We start from the raw sequence: 17,362 nt of genomic DNA, 5'->3' as shown, positions 1-17,362 counted from the left end.
GATATTTGCCATACTTTTTATTATGGCAAGTAGCGCAAGGATCATTTCAGTGTTTGCTAGGGTTTTAATCATGACGGCACTTCTGGTGCCGTTTTGCAGCTTTTCCACCGTCGTTTCTCTCGAAGCTTCAGCGCAAGTCGAGCAAGAGGGAGCGGTACAAAAGCTGTCTGTAGAAAAAATGATCCATTATCCAGAGGTGATTGATCAACTGTATCAAAGCACCAATTACCGTTTGAACTGGGAAAATGAAAGTGATATTGAGCAGTTTCTTTTTCAAGTAAACCTGGTTGCACTTGCGGATGTCACCGATGAATTCGAAAATCAACTTCACCGGATAAACCAAGTAAGGTGGCAGGGAGATAATCTCGACTTCGATTTAGTGATGACAGATTCACTCTTGATGTACCTTAGTTATCTTGAGCAACTCCCCGAAGAAGGGATTAATTGGCTATTTACAGACAAAGCCCATGTTACGTTACCCGCTCCTAGCATCGATACTTTATCGGTTCTGAGTAATGAGATTACGGTTGGCAAACTTGGTCAGTTTTTGGCAAGTCTCCGGTCTCCATTACAAACAGATGATGCTTTCTACTCCGCCTATTCTTCGCTATCGGAACATTCTCAGTACCAATATCCTGCCTATCAACAAACTGGGCTAGCACGTGTTGGCGATATATTAGAAAACAGACCCCTATTGATTGAGCGAATGGAGATCGTAGGCGTAGATGTTTCTTACTTGGATTTAGTCACTGAAGAATATGACGAACAATTAGAGCTTGCGATAAAAGAGTTCCAGCGTATTCATGGTTTGAAAGAAGATGGCGTTATCGGCCCGAATACCATTCGATGGATCAACTTTTCTCCTCAAGAGCGATTGCATCTGTTGGCGTTGAATTCTGAGCGTTCAAGAATTTGGTCGAAAGAAAGGGATAATGTTGTCTTTGTTAACGTGCCTGGATACGAAGTCACGTATTGGCATGACGGTCAACCCTTGTTTGAGTCTAAAGTTGTGGTAGGGAGAGCATCAAGAAAAACGCCCATCATGTCGGTAGCACTGGATTCAGTTATTCTCAACCCAACTTGGAACGTGCCTTGGACTATCATGGTTAAAGACATTATTCCTAAAGTAAAACGTAATCCGATGTATTTGATTAACCATAACATTCAAATCATTCGGTCTTGGACTTCGAACGAAATTATTGACCCTACAACCATCAATTGGGCAACGGTGAATCCGAGAACATTTCCTTATCGTATGCGACAGGCGTCAGGCTTACAAAATGCACTGGGATTGTACAAGTTCAATATGCCTAACCCACAAGCTATTTATTTGCATGACACGCCAAGTAAGAACTTGTTTGAACAGGACAGACGCGCATTCAGCTCAGGATGTGTTCGTGTAGAACATGCAGACCGGTTAGCAGAACTTCTGTTCAAAACTCAGGGGTTGGAAGAACGTTTAGCGAAAAAGCGAGAAAGTTCTCGTCGGTCTAACACGTCAGTTCCTTTGGGAGAGCGCATTCAAGTACACATCATTTATCAAACAGCATGGTTGGAAGAGGGAACGCTTTACTACCGTGATGATATCTATAAGTACGATCACCGCAGTTGAAATCTTTAAGGAAAATTTACAAAACGAAGAATTCTCTTTTCGTTCAATAATTAATCAATAATTACTGCGTCTGAAAATCAAGATGGAGTGTTTTATGCGTTTGACGTGACAAATGTGTTTGGTTAATGTCCACGACTTGTCTAGTTGTTGAGCACTGTATTTTGAAATGGTAAGTCGTAACTTTTCCCGCCGAGATTTCCTTAAAATGACCGCTGGTGGTGTGGTGTTGGCGTCTGCCCTGCCATCATTTTCTTGGGCTTCACTCCCTGACGAGCCACGTGCGCTGGCGATGAACAACCTTAATACTGGAGAGATCCTCGAAACATGCTATTTCGATGGAAAACGATACATTAATGATGAACTTCAAAGGCTGAATGAGTTTTGTCGAGACCATCGACGAAATGAGGTTCATCCCATGGATCGACGCTTGTTCGATCAAATAAGCCAAATTCAAAAGTTAATTGGTACAGAAGCAGAGGTGATCGTCATTTCAGGTTACCGTTCTCCTGCCACTAATGCCTCGCTGCGCAACGGGTCTTCTCGTGTAGCGAAAAAGAGCATGCACATGGAAGGAAAGGCCATTGATTTCCGTTTAGACGGTGTGAAGCTTTCAACAGTTCGTGATGCTGCATTAAGCCTAAAAGCCGGTGGCGTGGGTTATTATCCAGGCAGTAACTTTGTTCATATCGATACGGGTGCTGTTCGTTCTTGGTAGTGCCAGTTGAGACAAGGTTTCTAGTCTCAGAACGTCGTCGATTACCCACAGTTCAAAGCTTGAAGTCGCTAGGCCTTAGTGTCATAGTTGCGGCAGTTTTCACGCAAATTTATTCGGTATAGGTTATCTATGGCTCTGAAATACCAAGTTGTTCCAGTAACATCTTTCTCTCAAAACTGTTCTATTGTCTGGTGTGACGAAACCATGAAAGGCATTGTGGTTGACCCTGGCGGCGATGAAAAGCAGCTCGCTATGCTTATCAAAGAGCTGGGTGTTGACGTGGTAAACCTCGTGCTAACACACGGTCACTTGGACCACGTAGGTGGCACGGAGCCGCTGTCTGCACTGCTTGGCGGTACAGAGATTGTTGGTCCTCACAAGGCAGATAACTTCTGGTTGCAAGGTTTGGAAGGTCAGAGCCAAATGTTTGGTTTCCCGCTGACAGAAGCGTTTGAACCGCACCAATGGCTAAATGAGGGTGACGCTGTCACTTTCGGTAATCAAGTGCTGAACGTATTCCATACACCTGGTCATACACCTGGTCACGTTGTGCTTTACAGCGAAGAAGCGCGTTTAGCGTTTGTGGGTGACGTTTTGTTTAACGGTAGCATTGGTCGAACTGACTTCCCACAAGGTGATTTCAATACGTTGATTAGTTCTATCAAAGAGAAATTGTGGCCTTTAGGCAATGATGTCACGTTTGTCCCTGGTCACGGCCCTCAATCGACTTTCGGTCATGAGCGTAAAACTAACCCGTTCGTTGCTGACGAGATGCCGCTTTACTAAAAGTGCGTGTACTAAGCATTATTCTGGCTCGGCGGCAGCTAAGTATCGCCGAGTCAGTCCCACAAAATCCTCAGCCTCACGATCTAGATCACTTGCTGATATAAATAGATCGTAGCCATAAAAGCCTCTCTGATACTTCATCCGGTTGGCGAGCATCGCTAACAAACCTTTGTACTCAATCCCATCTCTGTTTATATACGGTTTAGGGTCAAGCACCATATCCTCAAACTTATCTTCACACTGATTTTGTTTCGCGCCTAAGTAAAGCAGTGCTCGCTGGCTGAGGAGAATTTCTGTCGCTATACGAGGGCAGATTGAATTTAAGTAGGGTGAGTAGTGTTTTAGACGAATACCGATCCAAGGTAGCGGTTGGTGCCACCCTTCCTGTTGGTAGCTACAAATACCGATTGACTCAATATTTCGCCATCGGACGACCCAACCTCCTTTAAAAAGGTGTTGCTGAAAGTGAGAAGCTGTCAGCGTAAAAGTGACTTGGCTTTTCTTAATCATCAAGATGGCGAAACCAACGATTGCAGACATCAAAATGACCGACAACATGGCTTGCTTCCATCCCGGAGAAATGGCAACCAAAAACAAAGTGATGAGTGCAACGAGCAACAAAAGTATTCTGTTGATAGGGGAGTCGGGTTTGAAATGTGAATTTGTTAGGTGCAGCGTTTCCATGCTTATAACCTCATCGAATACTTGTCCAAAAATAAGTGGGTAGCTTTATGTGCATTGATTTGCATTTAAAATAAAACAAACCTCTGTTTTTATACCCAGTATTCAATAAATCCGTTCATAAAATATCTGATTAAATAGTAGACGTTCTATGCTTTGAGCGCATTTTTCATCGCGTTTCGCCGCTAAAACCTACAAATTGCTTGTGAATTTTGGTATAAAACGCGCTTCAAATTTTCATCCCTGCTGAGATGCAGTGAACTGGAGAAATATTCAATGAGACTTGCTCATAAGCGTAAAGTGCAGATGAAACTGCAAAAACGCATTAAAGCGACAGTAGCAAACTTAGCTGCAGCACCTAAAGCAGTGAAGCCTGTTGCGGAAAAAGCAGTAGCACCTTCTGTTGCTGAAAAAGCTGTTGCGGAGAAAGTAGTAGCTGATAAAAAAGTAGCTGCAGTGAAAACAGTTGATGTTGCCCTTACTCCTAAGCAACAACAAGTATTAGACATCGTTATGGCGAATGCTGAAGGTATTAACCCTAAAGGCATCGGTCTAGCTGCAGGTCAAGAAGATACTAAAGCGGCATCATGGGCTACTGGCGCACTAAAGAAGCTTCTTGAAGAAAACCTAGTTCAAAAAGAGCAGTTAGCAGGTAACAAAGTTATCTACAAAGCAGTTTAATTACCGCTACCGTTCTGGATTGAATACCTCGGCCGATGCCGAGGTATTTTTTTATCTTGGTATTGGAAATAATGCATTAAGTACTGACTTTAACACTGCCAATAAGTGGTTTGTCACATTTTCTTAAATACTATGTAAATTTTTTGGCAGAAAAATACGTACGTATTGTTTTTTATTTTTATTCATAGATAAAAATATAATTTATTGATTTTGCTATTAACAGTCTTTTGTCATGACGATTATCCTACGTACTTGTACGTAATACCTTAGGCTAATGCCTTATTGATGAATTACTCGCTTCCGTGTTCATGCCCATTTCGCATTAGACAACATTGTTACATCTTTTATACCGAATACAGCCAATCCTAATGAAATGGATGACAACAATAACCTTGGTGATAAAGGACGTGAACGATGAGTCTAATCCAAAAATCTTTAAAACGAGTGCTCAAAACAACCGCTGTCGCTGCCGCGATGGCACTCGCAGCGACTTCTGTAAACGCTGCTGAAAAAGTCTATCGTTTAAAGCTTGCTGAAACTTGGGGGCCTAATTTCCCAATTTTTGGTGATACCACAAAAAACATGGCCAAAATGGCGGAAGAGATGTCCAACGGACGTTTGCAAATCCGCATTGATTCCGCAAACAAGCATAAAGCGCCTTTTGGGGTGTTTGATATGGTTAAGTCAGGTCAGTATGACATGGGTCACTCAGCGTCTTATTACTGGAAGGGTAAGGTTCCAAACACACTTTACTTCACTTCTATGCCCTTCGGTATGTTGCCAACTGAGCAGTATGCATGGTTTTACTACGGCGGTGGTATGGAGCTGATGGAAAAAGTGTACTCTCCACATAACTTGATGTCTTTCCCTGGCGGTAATACCGATACTCAGATGGGCGGGTGGTTCCAAAAAGAGATCAAGTCCGTCGAGGACTTACAGGGTTTGAAAATGCGGATCCCAGGGTTTGCTGGTGAGATTTTGGCTGAATTAGGTGCCAAGCCAACGAATATCGCCCCTGGTGAGCTATATACTTCTCTAGAGCGTCGCACAATTGATGCCTTGGAATGGGTTGGTCCATCGCTGGATCTACGTATGGGCTTCCACAAAATCGCGCCTTACTACTACACAGGTTGGCATGAGCCAGCGACTGAGCTTCAGTTCCTCGTTAACAAGCGCACCTGGAACCGTCTACCTGATGATCTAAAAGCGATTTTGCAAGTAGCCATGAAAACGGCCGCTTACGATATGTACACGCAATCGAAACACGAAAGCGGCAAAAACTGGGCATCTATTAAGTCTGAATACCCAAATGTTGAAGTAAAAGATTTCCCACCTGAAGTCGTAGCTGCGTTGCGAGAAGCAAACGATCGTTTGTTGAAAGAACATGCAGAAAAAGATGCTTTGGCGAAAGAGATTCAAGAGTCGCAAGCGAACTATATGAATCAAGTTCGACCATGGTCAGATATTTCGCACCGAGCGTACTTAAACAGTCAAGCTCAACAATAACGTTATGAAGCAGGCGACGCTGAGAGGTTTAGCCTGCTATCGAAGCCCAAGAAAACTTCATAATGAATGCTCCGCACCATAGCGGAGCGCATCTAAACGTTCCACGGAGTTCGGAATGAGAAGTCTTATTTATATTGAGCGATTATTTAACCGCTTTAGCGATTTTCTCGGATGGTTATCCAGCATCCTGTTTATTTTGTTGTTAGCAAACGTTGTGTACGACGTTGTCATGCGTTACGTGTTTAATGATGTGTCTATCGCATTCCAAGAAATGGAATGGCATCTATTCTCTGCCGTGTTCTTGCTTGGTGTGCCTTACGCAATTAAGTCCGGTGGCCATGTTCGCGTCGACATTTTTTATGAACGCTTATCTTACAAAGCACAATCCATCATCGACATCATAGGCACACTATTTTTCTTATTCCCTTTTTGCCTACTGGTAGCTTGGTTTGGTATTGATTTCGCCAAGGAAAGTTACGCGTTAGGCGAGACGTCTGGTGACCCAGGTGGCTTACCATATCGTTGGATTATCAAAGCGATGATTCCGCTGTCATTTTTCTTTATGGCGGTGAGTGGTATTGGATTGTTACTTCATTCAATCAACAAAATTGTCAACCCTCATCTCATCTATGCCGGTAATAACGGTAAGTCGTAAAAGGAAGTCATTATGATCGGTATAGTGATGTTTTTTGTTGCGCTCTTTGCGCTTCTATTGGGATTTCCCGTTGCCTTTACTTTTGGTGGTATCGCGCTGATTTTTGGTGTTTGGGCTGAAGGCATCGAGATGTTTGCTTTTATGCCATATCGAATTCAGTCCATTATGGAAAATACGGTGCTAATGGCCGTACCGCTGTTCGTTTTTATGGGGCTAGTGCTACAGAAAACGAAGCTTGCTGAACAGCTACTAGAATCAATGGGGCGTTTGTTCGGTGGCGTTCGCGGTGGTATCGCTATTTCTACCGTGTTAGTTGGCGCATTGCTTGCAGCTTCAACGGGTGTGGTAGGCGCATCAGTTGTTGCGATGGGCTTAATATCTCTTCCTGTGATGCTCAAGTACAATTACGACAAAGGTTTAGCGTGTGGGACTATTTGTGCGTCTGGCACGTTGGGCCAAATTATCCCACCTTCTATCGTGTTGATCTTGTTGGGTGATGTACTTGGCGTACCGGTAGGGGACCTATTTCAAGCTGCGATCTGGCCCGGTATTACACTTGTTGGCGCCTATGTGATCTACATTCTCATCTACGCGAAGTTGAACCCTCAAGCCGCACAGGCGATAGAGCGTGATGAGTCGATCAGTCGTAAACAAGAAGTGCTCACCGCACTGAAAGCTGTATTGCCACCTTTAGCATTGATCATCGTGGTATTGGGCTCCATCTTTGCAGGGATTGCAACACCAACAGAGTCAGCGGCACTGGGCGGTGCAGGTGCGATTATTTTATCGCTATTGTATAAACAGTTTAGTTGGTCGATGATTTATGATGCATCAAAAGAGACAGTTAAGGTAACCGCAATGGTCTTCGCGATCTTACTTGGTGCGACCGCCTTCTCAATGGCATTTACCTACACCGGTGGTGATTATTTAGTTGAAGAGTGGATGTTAGAACTGCCGGGTGAAAAGTGGGGATTCCTTATTATTACCATGGTGGTGATTCTGATTTTAGGTTTCTTTATCGACTTCGTTGAAATCTGTTTTATCATCGTGCCAATTATTGCGCCAGTCGCTGAATTGATGGGCATTAATATGACGTGGTTTGCGATTCTTATTGCGATGAACTTGCAGACGTCGTTCCTCACACCGCCATTTGGCTTTAGTTTGTTCTATCTAAAAGGTGTCGCTCCAGCAGGGGTTACTACGCGTGATATCTACAAAGGTGTGATGCCGTTCATCGCGATTCAGATTGTTGTGTTGGCGTCTTTGCTGTTTTTCCCAGGTTTTTACGGTATGAGTTAATCACTCGATAATAAAGAGATTTTGTGAACTGAGAGTTTTTACCTTTTGAGACAAGTTGTTAAGCTGTTAATTATGTCTATGCAGACACAATCGATTCGTTTGTACTGCTAAGATAGTAAGCTGTAAAGGCAGCGTTTCATGGAGGGAAGGGATGCCTCTCAAAGCAAAGTTAATTCTGCTGACACTGATACCCGTGGTATTGGTGTCAGCGAGTATCAGCTGGATCTCTATCTATCAAACCAAGACCCTTGGCAAAAGGGAGGTAGAGATCTTTCATCAAAACCTGATCCAATCAAAAGAAGCGGCGCTGAAAGATACGGTCGACGTCGCTTTTGACTCCATTTCTTACATCTACAACGATCCGACTTTAGAAGAGAGTGTTGCCAAAACGCGTGTGAAAGCGATTTTAAATCGTTTGAGTTATGGGTCGGACGGCTATTTTTTTGCTTATGATAAATATGGTACCAACCTTGTACACCCAGTTCTTCCGGAGCTTGTCGGGGAAAACTTACTCTATCTTGAAGACGAAAATGGCGATCGCTTAATCGAAGCTTTATTGTATCAAGCGCAATCAGGTGGTGGATTTCATCAGTACCTATGGCAAAAGCCATCTACAGGTGAAGTCGTCCCTAAGCTTAGTTACGCTGCATGGCTCGATAAGTGGGAATGGATGATAGGGACTGGGCTGTATATTGAGGATGTCAGCCGAGAAGTCGCCAATATGCGCGCGGCAGTGAACAAAAATATCGAAACGACATTTTTCTCAGTCGTCGTGATCTTAGCGGTGACCGTTGCTGTAATCATTGTTCTCACTTTGGCGATCAATCTGCACGAGCATCGCCTCGCTGATAAGAACCTGAAAGAATTGGCACATAAAACCGTGATGTTCCAAGAAGATGAGAAAAAGCATTTAGCGCGAGAACTGCACGATGGAATCAATCAGTTGTTAGTCTCCAGTAAATGTCATTTAGACTTAATGAGTCATAGACTTGAAGACGAAAAACTCAAATCCCACTTAGATAAATCACAACGATCGCTCGTCACCGCGATAAATGAGGTGCGGCATATTTCTCATCAGCTCCGTCCAAGCGCCCTCGATGATATCGGTTTAGAAGCAGCACTGACGACCTTGCTACAGGATTTTCATTCCCATTCCGGGATTGATATCGAGAGCAATTTCGATACTCAGCAGCACAAACTGACTTCGGAAGTCGCAACGACGCTATATCGCGTCGCTCAGGAGTCTTTGAATAACATTGAAAAACATGCGCGAGCGAAAAAAGTAACGGTTACTTTGCAAAAAATGGGCAATATGCTGCAATTACTCATACGTGATGATGGCGTTGGATTTGTGGTTAACCAAGCAGTGCACCAACAAGGGATTGGGTTAAGGAACATGCAAGAGCGTGTAGAGTTCATCGGTGGTGAATTTGAGCTAATGAGTGAGCTTGGCTTGGGAACAGAGATTACTGTGCTGCTTAATTTGGATGAAATAGTTTATGGATAAACCGATTAGTGTAGTGATTGTCGATGATCATCAAGTGGTATTGGATGGCTTCATGGCTCGTTTGGAGTTAGAGCCTGACATCGAAGTGGTGGGTACAGCAAGCAATGGCTTGGAAGCGATAGAGGTCGCAAAGCACTTGCAACCGGACGTCATATTGATGGATATCAGCATGCCAATAATGAACGGTATTGAAGCGACTGGTGTGATTAAAGAAGCTCGCCCAGAGAGCAAAATACTTATGTTGACCATGCACGATAATCGCGAGTACATCATGAAGGTCATGCAAGCTGGTGCCGTAGGATATATGCTCAAGGAAATCTCGGCCGAGAAAATGGTGCAAGCAATAAAAACGGTGAACCAAGGCTCGACGTATTTCTGTGAATCCGTCACACAAACACTCTTTACCCAAGAAGTGGTGCCTGCCACGCAAAAAACGAATCCTCTCAGCCGCAGGGAAGAAGCGGTACTTAAATTAGTTGCTCAAGGAAACAGCAGCAAGAAAATCGCCACTTTACTCAATATTAGTTATCGAACGGTAGAGACGCATCGCCATAACATTAAGCACAAGTTGGACTTACATTCGACGGCAGAGTTAGCAAAATATGCGTTTGAAACTGGGTTGACTGAGTAGGAGAGTAGTGCCCGCAAAAAGCGAGCACGTGGGAGCAAAACTAATCGGCTTTGGTAATGCTACCAAGCTCTAGCATTGGAGCAACATCGATGTCCTCTGCATTCATCATCGTCGAGATGCGTTGAACGGAAGATAGTAGAAGGGATTGCTCCCATTCTTCCAATTTTTGGAATCGATTAATGAAGTGCTCTTGCAGCGGCGTTGGTGCTTGTTTTAAGGCTTCTTGGCCCTTGCTCGTAAGTACAGCATGCACTTTACGCTTGTCTTGAACACTGCGCTGACGCTCAACAAACTGGCCTCGTTCTAGTCTATCTAGAATGGTCGTTGCGGTCGCTTGGCTCATGTTAGTGTGGCTAGACAACTGTTTAATCGTCACGTTATCTAAGTCATTGATAGCGCGCATCAAAATCAACTGTGGAGCAGTCAATCCAGACTCTTTGCTCAGCTTTTTAGAATGTAAATCAATAGCGCGGATGATCTGACGAATCGAGACCAATACTTCTTCGTACTTTTCCAATTTATTCATCCAGTCTGTAGGGAACATTTATCGAGGCGACACTAACTTAAATGCGCCCTTATTTAAAGGGGGGAAATCAAAAATTACCTCTACAATTTTACGCCGTGTCCTCAATACCATTTTGTCGCGCCTTTTCGACAAAATAAGAAGAGCTAAAATTATTATAGCAATAAATGTTTGTGGTCTAACTATTGTAGTAGTGATTTGTTCTATCAAAGGCCGTAATCACACAGTGAAAAGTAAGTTATTGGATTTTTTAATAGCAAAAAGATAGACAAAAACGTGTCAAATGATAGGATCTTGCGCCTTCACGGAATGCAAAACGTATCGTGTTCGAAAGATTTTTTTGTTTGGTACGTAAAAACACTACAAAAATAGAGAGGAACGATGACAAAGGGTATAGATAAGTACAGTATCGATAGTACCGACTATACGGTAGGTCAGGACAACGTTCAAAAATGGGGTTTTGATGTTCATAACCCAGTTTTTGGTATTAGTGCAGGTTTAATTGCGCTGTTTCTTGTCGCTGCATTAGTTCTAGATGCACATACCGCAAAGACGGCACTTGATGGGCTGAAGTGGAAAATTATTGGTTCATTCGATTGGTTGTTCATTATTGCAGGTAACATTTTCGTTATTTTCTGTTTGGCACTTATCGTCTCACCAATGGGTAAGATTCGACTAGGTGGTAAAGACGCTGTTGCCGATTACTCGTTTATGTCATGGCTTGCAATGCTATTTGCAGCTGGTATGGGTATCGGTTTAATGTTCTGGAGCGTTGCAGAACCTGTCGCTTACTTCACCGGTTGGTATGAAACGCCACTTGGTGTTGAGGCAAATACACCAGAAGCCGCGAGATTGGCACTGGGTGCAACGATGTTCCACTGGGGCCTTCACCCATGGGCAATTTACGGTGTTGTAGCACTTTCTTTAGCATTCTTTGCCTACAACAAAGGTTTACCGCTATCTATGCGTTCGATCTTCTACCCACTTCTGGGTGATCGTGCATGGGGTTGGGCTGGCCACATTGTGGACATTCTGGCTGTGCTTGCGACTTTATTTGGTCTTGCTACATCCCTAGGTCTAGGTGCGCAGCAAGCAGCAAGTGGTATTCATCACGTATTTGGTGTTGAGCCAGGCCTAGGTCTGCAAATCGTCGTTATTACCGTGGTGACTTTACTTGCTGTTGTTTCAGTCGTACGCGGCATCGATGGTGGTGTTAAAGTCATTAGTAACATCAACATGGTTGTGGCGTTCTTGCTACTTCTCCTTGTTGGTCTTATCGGTTGGGCGGCGAGCCTAGGTTCGATTCCAACCACACTTATGGCATATGTAGAGAATATCATCCCACTAAGTAACCCGTTTGGTCGTACGGACGAAGCTTGGTTCCAAGGCTGGACAGTGTTCTACTGGGCTTGGTGGATTTCATGGTCGCCATTCGTAGGCATGTTCATCGCGCGTGTTTCTCGTGGCCGTACCGTTCGCGAGTTCATCACAGCAGTTCTGCTGGTTCCAACTGCGGTTACCGTTGTTTGGATGTCTGTATTTGGTGGCCTGGCGATCGAGCAAGTTGTTGATAAAGTAGGTGAGCTGGGCACAAATGGCTTGACTGACGTATCTCTCGCTATGTTCCAAATGTTTGATGTTCTTCCATTTGGTAGCATGCTTTCTATCATCGCTGTTGTGTTGGTACTTGTGTTCTTCATTACGTCTTCTGACTCTGGTTCACTTGTTATCGACAGTATCACGGCAGGTGGTAAAGTTGATGCACCTGTACTTCAACGTGTTTTCTGGGCATTCATGGAAGGTGCAATTGCGGTTGCTCTGCTATGGATTGGTGGCTCCGAGGCGGTTCAAGCTCTTCAGGCTGGTGCCATTTCTACAGCACTGCCATTTACCTTCATTCTGCTTGCAATGTGTGTGAGCTTATTGATGGGTATGAGAACAGAGCGTCAGTAATTCGGCATTTTATAAAACCGTTTGACTAACAATTAATCAAAAGGCCAGCAATTTGCTGGCTTTTTTTGTGCGGTTTTTATGACGCTCGAGACAAAAAAATGACACATGAAAGTTCATATTTTACAAAGAGTTAATGTGCTATTTTGTTTTTTAAAAATTAGTGAATAGTCGTAAAAAAGTGTGTAATATTCATGCACCTTAACTGTTCTCCCAACTCAAAAAACTATAAATATGAAATTATCATTAAAACAAAAGCTTATAGGCGCAAGCCTTTCTGCTGTTGTTGTGATGGCAACAGCACTTACTTGGTTGTCGGCTGGTCAATTATTTGATCAGACTCGTTCAGGTGTCTATTCACGTGCGCAAAGTCTTAGTACTACTGCGTCAGAGGGAATTTCTGATTGGGTCAATATCCGTAAAGATATTGCCACTGCGTTCAACGACTACTCGACCGAGCAAGACGTTGTTCCTTTCCTACAACAAGCTCGCAAGGCTGGTGGCTTCGATGACATCTTCCTTGGTACACCAAACGGTGATATGTACCGCTCTCATCCGGAGCGTAACCGTGCTGATTATGACCCTCGCACACGTCCTTGGTACAAGGATGCTGATGCCGCGGGTAAGCAAATCATCACAGCCGCATATCAAGACGCAATCACGAATGCACTACTTGTGACCATTGCTGAGCCAGTAATGAAAAATGGTCAGTTTGTTGGTGTTGTTGGTGCAGACGTACTGATCGATCAGCTTATCAGCGATGTGATTAACTTAGATGCAGGTGAAAACGCGCATGCGATGCTAATCGACATGAATGAAGGCACCTTCTTAGCGCATCCAGATAAAAGCTTGACGCTTAAGCCTATCACCAGTGTTCTAAAAGATTTTTCAGAAGAGGCAATTGAGCGCGCCGCCGATGAAGGTCGTATCGAAGATACGGTAATCAAAGGAAAAGAGAAGCTTTACTACTTCAATAAAGTTCCTGGTACGCATTGGATGTTTGCGATTGAAATGGATCGCGCAACAGAAGAAGCAGGTCATGCGGTATTGCTACGAGATCTATTGTTCACTGCTGTGGCGATCACGATTGTGGTTATTCTTGCAGTTTCTTGGCTAGTTGGTTTCTTGTTCCGTGACTTGAACCGCGTATCAAATGCACTGGAAGAAATTGCATCTGGCGAAGGTGACTTAACGCAACGCCTAGAGCCACGCAGTGATGATGAAGTAGGTAAACTGGCGGAAAACTTCAACCGTTTTGTTGGCAACATGCACACAATGGTTACTAAGCTTAGCCACGTATCTTCTGCGCTTTCAGAGCAAGCACGCACGACAGCACAGCAAGCTGAGGAGCGTAGTCAGCGTATCTCTTACCAGCAAGATGAAATCAACATGGTGGCGACGGCTGTGAACGAAATGGCAGCAGCGACACAAGAAATTGCAGGTAATGCTGATAGCACGGCAAGTAACTCAGAAGAAGCGGTTCAAGCTTGTTCACATGGTTCTAGCCAAGTAACTCAAACGCAAGGCTCTATTCAGAACTTAGCGCAAGAAGTTCAAGTTGCTACTGATGTGATTCAAGAGCTAGAAGCACACGGAAATAGCATCAATACGATTCTATCAACGATTCAAGGCATTGCAGAGCAAACGAACCTACTTGCACTTAACGCGGCGATCGAAGCGGCACGTGCAGGTGAGCAAGGCCGTGGTTTTGCTGTGGTTGCAGATGAAGTCCGCGTATTGAGCCAACGTACTCATGCTTCAACGCAAGAGATTCAAGAAACTATCGAGATGCTACAAGGCACAACAGCCAAAGCGGTCGGTATTATGGGTGACAGTCGTCGTCTAGCTGATACCAGTGTTGATGATGCCAATGCGGCTGCAGCGAGCTTGACGCAAATCCACACTGCTGTTGAGCGTATCAGTGATATGGCAACGCAGATTGCTTCAGCAGCAGAAGAGCAAGCATCGGTAACCACTGAGATCACTCGTAACACTGAAGGTATTCGTGACGTGTCTAACGAGTTGTCAGTCGAAGCTCATCAAGCAGCAGAACAAGCTGCTCACCTGTCTGAGCTATCACACGAACTTGAACAAGAGATTCAACGCTTTAAGCTGTAATCTTGTCTCAACCTAAGTAAAAAGGAGCCATCTGGCTCCTTTTTTGATCGCTATTAAGCGTGAAGTATACTACAGCCAGAACTCACTGATGGGTTGCTCTTCACTGTAATGATGGGCGATTTGCGCTTGCAGTAGCTCTGCGGTAGCAATTGCATCGGTTAATGCATGGTGAGGCGTATAGTCTGGCAGCCCATAACGGCGTCGAGATTGCGCTAGCCGAACCGATTCTGGTTTTTTCCCTTTTAAACGCTCCCAGAGAGAGCCTGAACGTTTCTGTTGAATCGTTTCTTCAAGGTGCAGCGTATCTAAAACAGGAAACTCAATACCTTCCCCTAAACGGCTTTTGAGCGCTTTATCCAGAAACTCTCTCTCGATACGACGGTAATGAACAACAATGATTTTCCCGCTTAAGCATGGTAGCAGCTCGCTTAAGATATCGCCTAAGTCAGGTGCATCGATCAATTCGCTGTGAGTAATACCGTGTATAATGACTGAATCTTCATCGAGTGCACGCTGTGGACGTACCTTCCAATGACGCGAGTTACGTAGGAAAATTCGCTTCAGGTTAAACGGCACCAAACCAATAGTAATGATGTCATGTTTTTCAGGATTCAAACCCGTCGTTTCGAAATCTAACGCCACGAACTCCACCTCAGATAACGGTGTTTCTGGAGCAGGCGGCTTGTTGCTATAAAACGCAATTAAATTCTCATCCTTCGCCATCTCCAGCTTTTGTTCAAACTTCGTTGGCCACTGAATGGTTGGCTTCTGAAAGAGCTTTTTAATCATGCTAAACCTCACTTAAAGCTCTTGTTCGCTTGGTAGCGGAACTTAAGGAAATTTTGACCATTGCTTAGGATCTGGAATGCATCCTTTAGGTTGCGACGTTCAAACTCAGAGAGGTTTTCTGGTTCGATATTGTTATCAGGATCAATGCCTAGTTCCACATCCGTCGCTTGGTGACGAATACGCACCATGGAAATAAACTCTAACGCGTCTTTTAAGTCTTGTGCTCGACCTTTTGGCAAAATGCCAGCGTCAATGATGTCGTCGAGACGCTCAAACGAGTTCTGTGCACGTGAGCCAACTGCCAGAGAGTGAACACGAATTAAGTCGACCAGAGGAGCAGTACCGCGACGTTTGAGGTTGATGGAGTTGTTGTGTCTGCCATCTTTTTCCATCACGAAGTCTTTAAAGAAGCCTAGAGGTGGTGTTCTGTTTAGTGCGTTACGAGCCAAACACGCTAAGAAGCGGTTGTTCTTTCGAGCGCGACGAACAATAAAGCTAGTTAACTGTTCTGCCCATTTTAAGCGGCCATAGACACCATCCAAGTCGAAAAAGATGGAGGCGTTGAGTAGTGCTTTCGGGTTCGGGTTATCAATCCAGTCAGCAAAACACTCTTCCCACTCTGAACGAGTCATGCGCCATAGTGGGTTGGTTGCCATAATATCACCTGTGCAATATTTGTAGCCACAGGCATCTAACCCATCGCTGACGTATTTTGCTAGGGCTTCGAAGTATTTACCATGTTTCTCTTCTTGATAGGTCTCATCTAGAATGATGGCGTTATCTTGGTCAGTCACCAACAGTTGCTCATCTCGCCCCATTGAGCCAAGTGCAAGGAAACAATAAGGAATTGGCGGTGGGCCAAGCTCTTCTTCTGCCATTTCTAGCAGACGCTGTTTGAAGCTTCGGCCAATGACCGACATCGCGCTACCCACCATGTGAGAGTTGGCATCTTCATTGACCAGACGCACGAAGCTGCTTTTCACTTCTTCGGCAACAACGGCTAAATCTTCGATAGTCTGTTGTTGGAAAATACTACTCACCAACAACAACGAATTCTGAGATTCATAACGAACAATGTCGGTTGTTTCGATAATACCGATTGGTAATTGGTTTTTTACCACTGGTAGGTGATGTACGTTGTAACGCAGCATCGTTAACATTGCTTCATAGATGTAAGCGTTGTGGTCAAGAGACATGACCTCCGTGGTCATCACACTAGACACATCGTCCTGTGGGGACAAACCTTCAGCTAACACACGGGTACACAAGTCACGGTCAGTAATGATACCAAGTACTGGGGACTGTGGATCGTCTTCGTCACGAAGGAAATCTGGGTCGACGATAAGTAAAGCCGATACGTTGTCATTCGCCATTTGCTGCGCGGCTTGCTGGATTGTCTGACCACGATCAATCGTATGAGCATCGCCAGTTAGCAAGGTTTTCACTTTCGACGTCGTCAGGTCATTGGCGTCTTTGTTTTCTGAAATGGCTTGGCGTAAACGAGCGCTATTTTCAACTTCAACAAAATCCGCAAAGGAATCAAAGTTATCGTAAATTTCTTGGAAAATGTCACCAGGAATACAGTAGAGCAGGGTATCCTCAATGGCTTTTACCGGAAAGCGGACTTTGTTATTGGTGAGCATGCCCATCTGGCCAAATAGGTCACCTTCGTCAAGGCGGTTATACAGCTCACCTTTGCGTCGATAAACTTCAACAACACCGCTTCGCACCACGTATAAATCTTGGATATAGTCTCCAAAATGGATGATGGGGGTATCTTCTCGGTAGTACGAGATTTCGACACTCTCTGTCACCTTGTTTAGTGTTTCTTCAGGGAGTTCATTGAACGGGGGATACTTGGCGAGAAAGTTGTAAATCTCGAGAAGTTCTGCATCCATCGAAGGCGCCT

At 44.4% G+C, this 17,362-nt stretch carries 15 protein-coding genes; 11 read left to right on the top strand and 4 right to left on the bottom strand.

What is annotated here, in order from left to right:
• The first annotated feature begins 70 nt into the window (after positions 1–70).
• The 3 genes from R7Z77_RS06620 (at position 71) to R7Z77_RS06610 (ending at position 3,113) form a co-directional block, all read left to right on the top strand.
• The gene (locus R7Z77_RS06620) at positions 71–1,612 is read left to right on the top strand and encodes a murein L,D-transpeptidase (RefSeq protein WP_053304298.1); all 1,542 of its coding nucleotides are present in this window, start codon (positions 71–73) and stop codon (positions 1,610–1,612) included.
• 166 nt (positions 1,613–1,778) lie between these two features.
• Positions 1,779–2,327 carry a DUF882 domain-containing protein gene (locus R7Z77_RS06615; RefSeq protein ID WP_031778936.1) on the top strand — a complete coding sequence of 183 codons (549 nt, stop codon included), beginning with the start codon at positions 1,779–1,781 and terminating at the stop codon, positions 2,325–2,327.
• Positions 2,328–2,456: 129 nt separating this feature from the next.
• A complete protein-coding gene (locus R7Z77_RS06610) occupies positions 2,457–3,113 on the top strand; it encodes an MBL fold metallo-hydrolase (RefSeq protein ID WP_318136621.1) in 657 nt (218 codons plus the stop codon).
• A gap of 18 nt (positions 3,114–3,131) precedes the next feature.
• Here the strand turns inward: R7Z77_RS06610 and R7Z77_RS06605 are convergent, their stop codons facing one another.
• On the bottom strand, positions 3,132–3,797 hold the full coding sequence (locus R7Z77_RS06605) for a DUF2982 domain-containing protein (protein WP_005376857.1): 666 nt from the start codon (positions 3,795–3,797) through the stop codon (positions 3,132–3,134).
• 273 nt (positions 3,798–4,070) lie between these two features.
• On the opposite strand from R7Z77_RS06605, the gene R7Z77_RS06600 reads away from it, so the two are divergent.
• The 6 genes from R7Z77_RS06600 (at position 4,071) to R7Z77_RS06575 (ending at position 10,073) form a co-directional block, all read left to right on the top strand.
• Positions 4,071–4,475 carry a hypothetical protein gene (locus R7Z77_RS06600; RefSeq protein ID WP_005376863.1) on the top strand — a complete coding sequence of 135 codons (405 nt, stop codon included), beginning with the start codon at positions 4,071–4,073 and terminating at the stop codon, positions 4,473–4,475.
• A 414-nt stretch (positions 4,476–4,889) separates the two neighbouring features.
• Complete coding sequence (locus R7Z77_RS06595) at positions 4,890–5,981, top strand: TRAP transporter substrate-binding protein (RefSeq protein WP_017636112.1); 1,092 nt, start codon at positions 4,890–4,892, stop codon at positions 5,979–5,981.
• A 115-nt stretch (positions 5,982–6,096) separates the two neighbouring features.
• The gene (locus tag R7Z77_RS06590; RefSeq protein WP_005376869.1) at positions 6,097–6,636 is read left to right on the top strand and encodes a TRAP transporter small permease subunit; all 540 of its coding nucleotides are present in this window, start codon (positions 6,097–6,099) and stop codon (positions 6,634–6,636) included.
• A 12-nt stretch (positions 6,637–6,648) separates the two neighbouring features.
• A complete protein-coding gene (locus R7Z77_RS06585) occupies positions 6,649–7,935 on the top strand; it encodes a TRAP transporter large permease subunit (protein WP_005376871.1) in 1,287 nt (428 codons plus the stop codon).
• A 151-nt stretch (positions 7,936–8,086) separates the two neighbouring features.
• Positions 8,087–9,442, top strand: coding sequence for a cache domain-containing protein (locus R7Z77_RS06580; protein WP_005386831.1), 1,356 nt, complete (start codon positions 8,087–8,089; stop codon positions 9,440–9,442).
• A complete protein-coding gene (locus R7Z77_RS06575) occupies positions 9,435–10,073 on the top strand; it encodes a response regulator (protein WP_005376875.1) in 639 nt (212 codons plus the stop codon). Before R7Z77_RS06580 ends, R7Z77_RS06575 begins: the two co-directional genes overlap by 8 nt.
• 40 nt (positions 10,074–10,113) lie before the next feature.
• Here R7Z77_RS06575 and R7Z77_RS06570 read toward each other — a convergent pair whose 3' ends face one another.
• Positions 10,114–10,590 carry a MarR family winged helix-turn-helix transcriptional regulator gene (locus tag R7Z77_RS06570; RefSeq protein ID WP_005376877.1) on the bottom strand — a complete coding sequence of 159 codons (477 nt, stop codon included), beginning with the start codon at positions 10,588–10,590 and terminating at the stop codon, positions 10,114–10,116.
• A 387-nt stretch (positions 10,591–10,977) separates the two neighbouring features.
• On the opposite strand from R7Z77_RS06570, the gene R7Z77_RS06565 reads away from it, so the two are divergent.
• Together R7Z77_RS06565 and R7Z77_RS06560 are read left to right on the top strand one after the other, a co-directional pair.
• The gene (locus tag R7Z77_RS06565; protein ID WP_005376879.1) at positions 10,978–12,549 is read left to right on the top strand and encodes a BCCT family transporter; all 1,572 of its coding nucleotides are present in this window, start codon (positions 10,978–10,980) and stop codon (positions 12,547–12,549) included.
• A gap of 231 nt (positions 12,550–12,780) precedes the next feature.
• Positions 12,781–14,664 (top strand): methyl-accepting chemotaxis protein, encoded by a 1,884-nt coding sequence (locus R7Z77_RS06560; RefSeq protein ID WP_005376880.1) that lies wholly within the window; start codon positions 12,781–12,783, stop codon positions 14,662–14,664.
• A gap of 69 nt (positions 14,665–14,733) precedes the next feature.
• On the opposite strand, the gene R7Z77_RS06555 is transcribed toward R7Z77_RS06560, so the two are convergent.
• Complete coding sequence (locus tag R7Z77_RS06555) at positions 14,734–15,453, bottom strand: 3'-5' exonuclease (protein WP_005376881.1); 720 nt, start codon at positions 15,451–15,453, stop codon at positions 14,734–14,736.
• A gap of 8 nt (positions 15,454–15,461) precedes the next feature.
• Positions 15,462–17,351 (bottom strand): DUF294 nucleotidyltransferase-like domain-containing protein, encoded by a 1,890-nt coding sequence (locus R7Z77_RS06550; protein WP_213967801.1) that lies wholly within the window; start codon positions 17,349–17,351, stop codon positions 15,462–15,464.
• Positions 17,352–17,362 lie beyond the last annotated feature (11 nt).

This window comes from Vibrio sp. 1401 (genome assembly GCF_033340295.1).
This window is presented reverse-complemented; position numbering and strand designations above follow the sequence as displayed.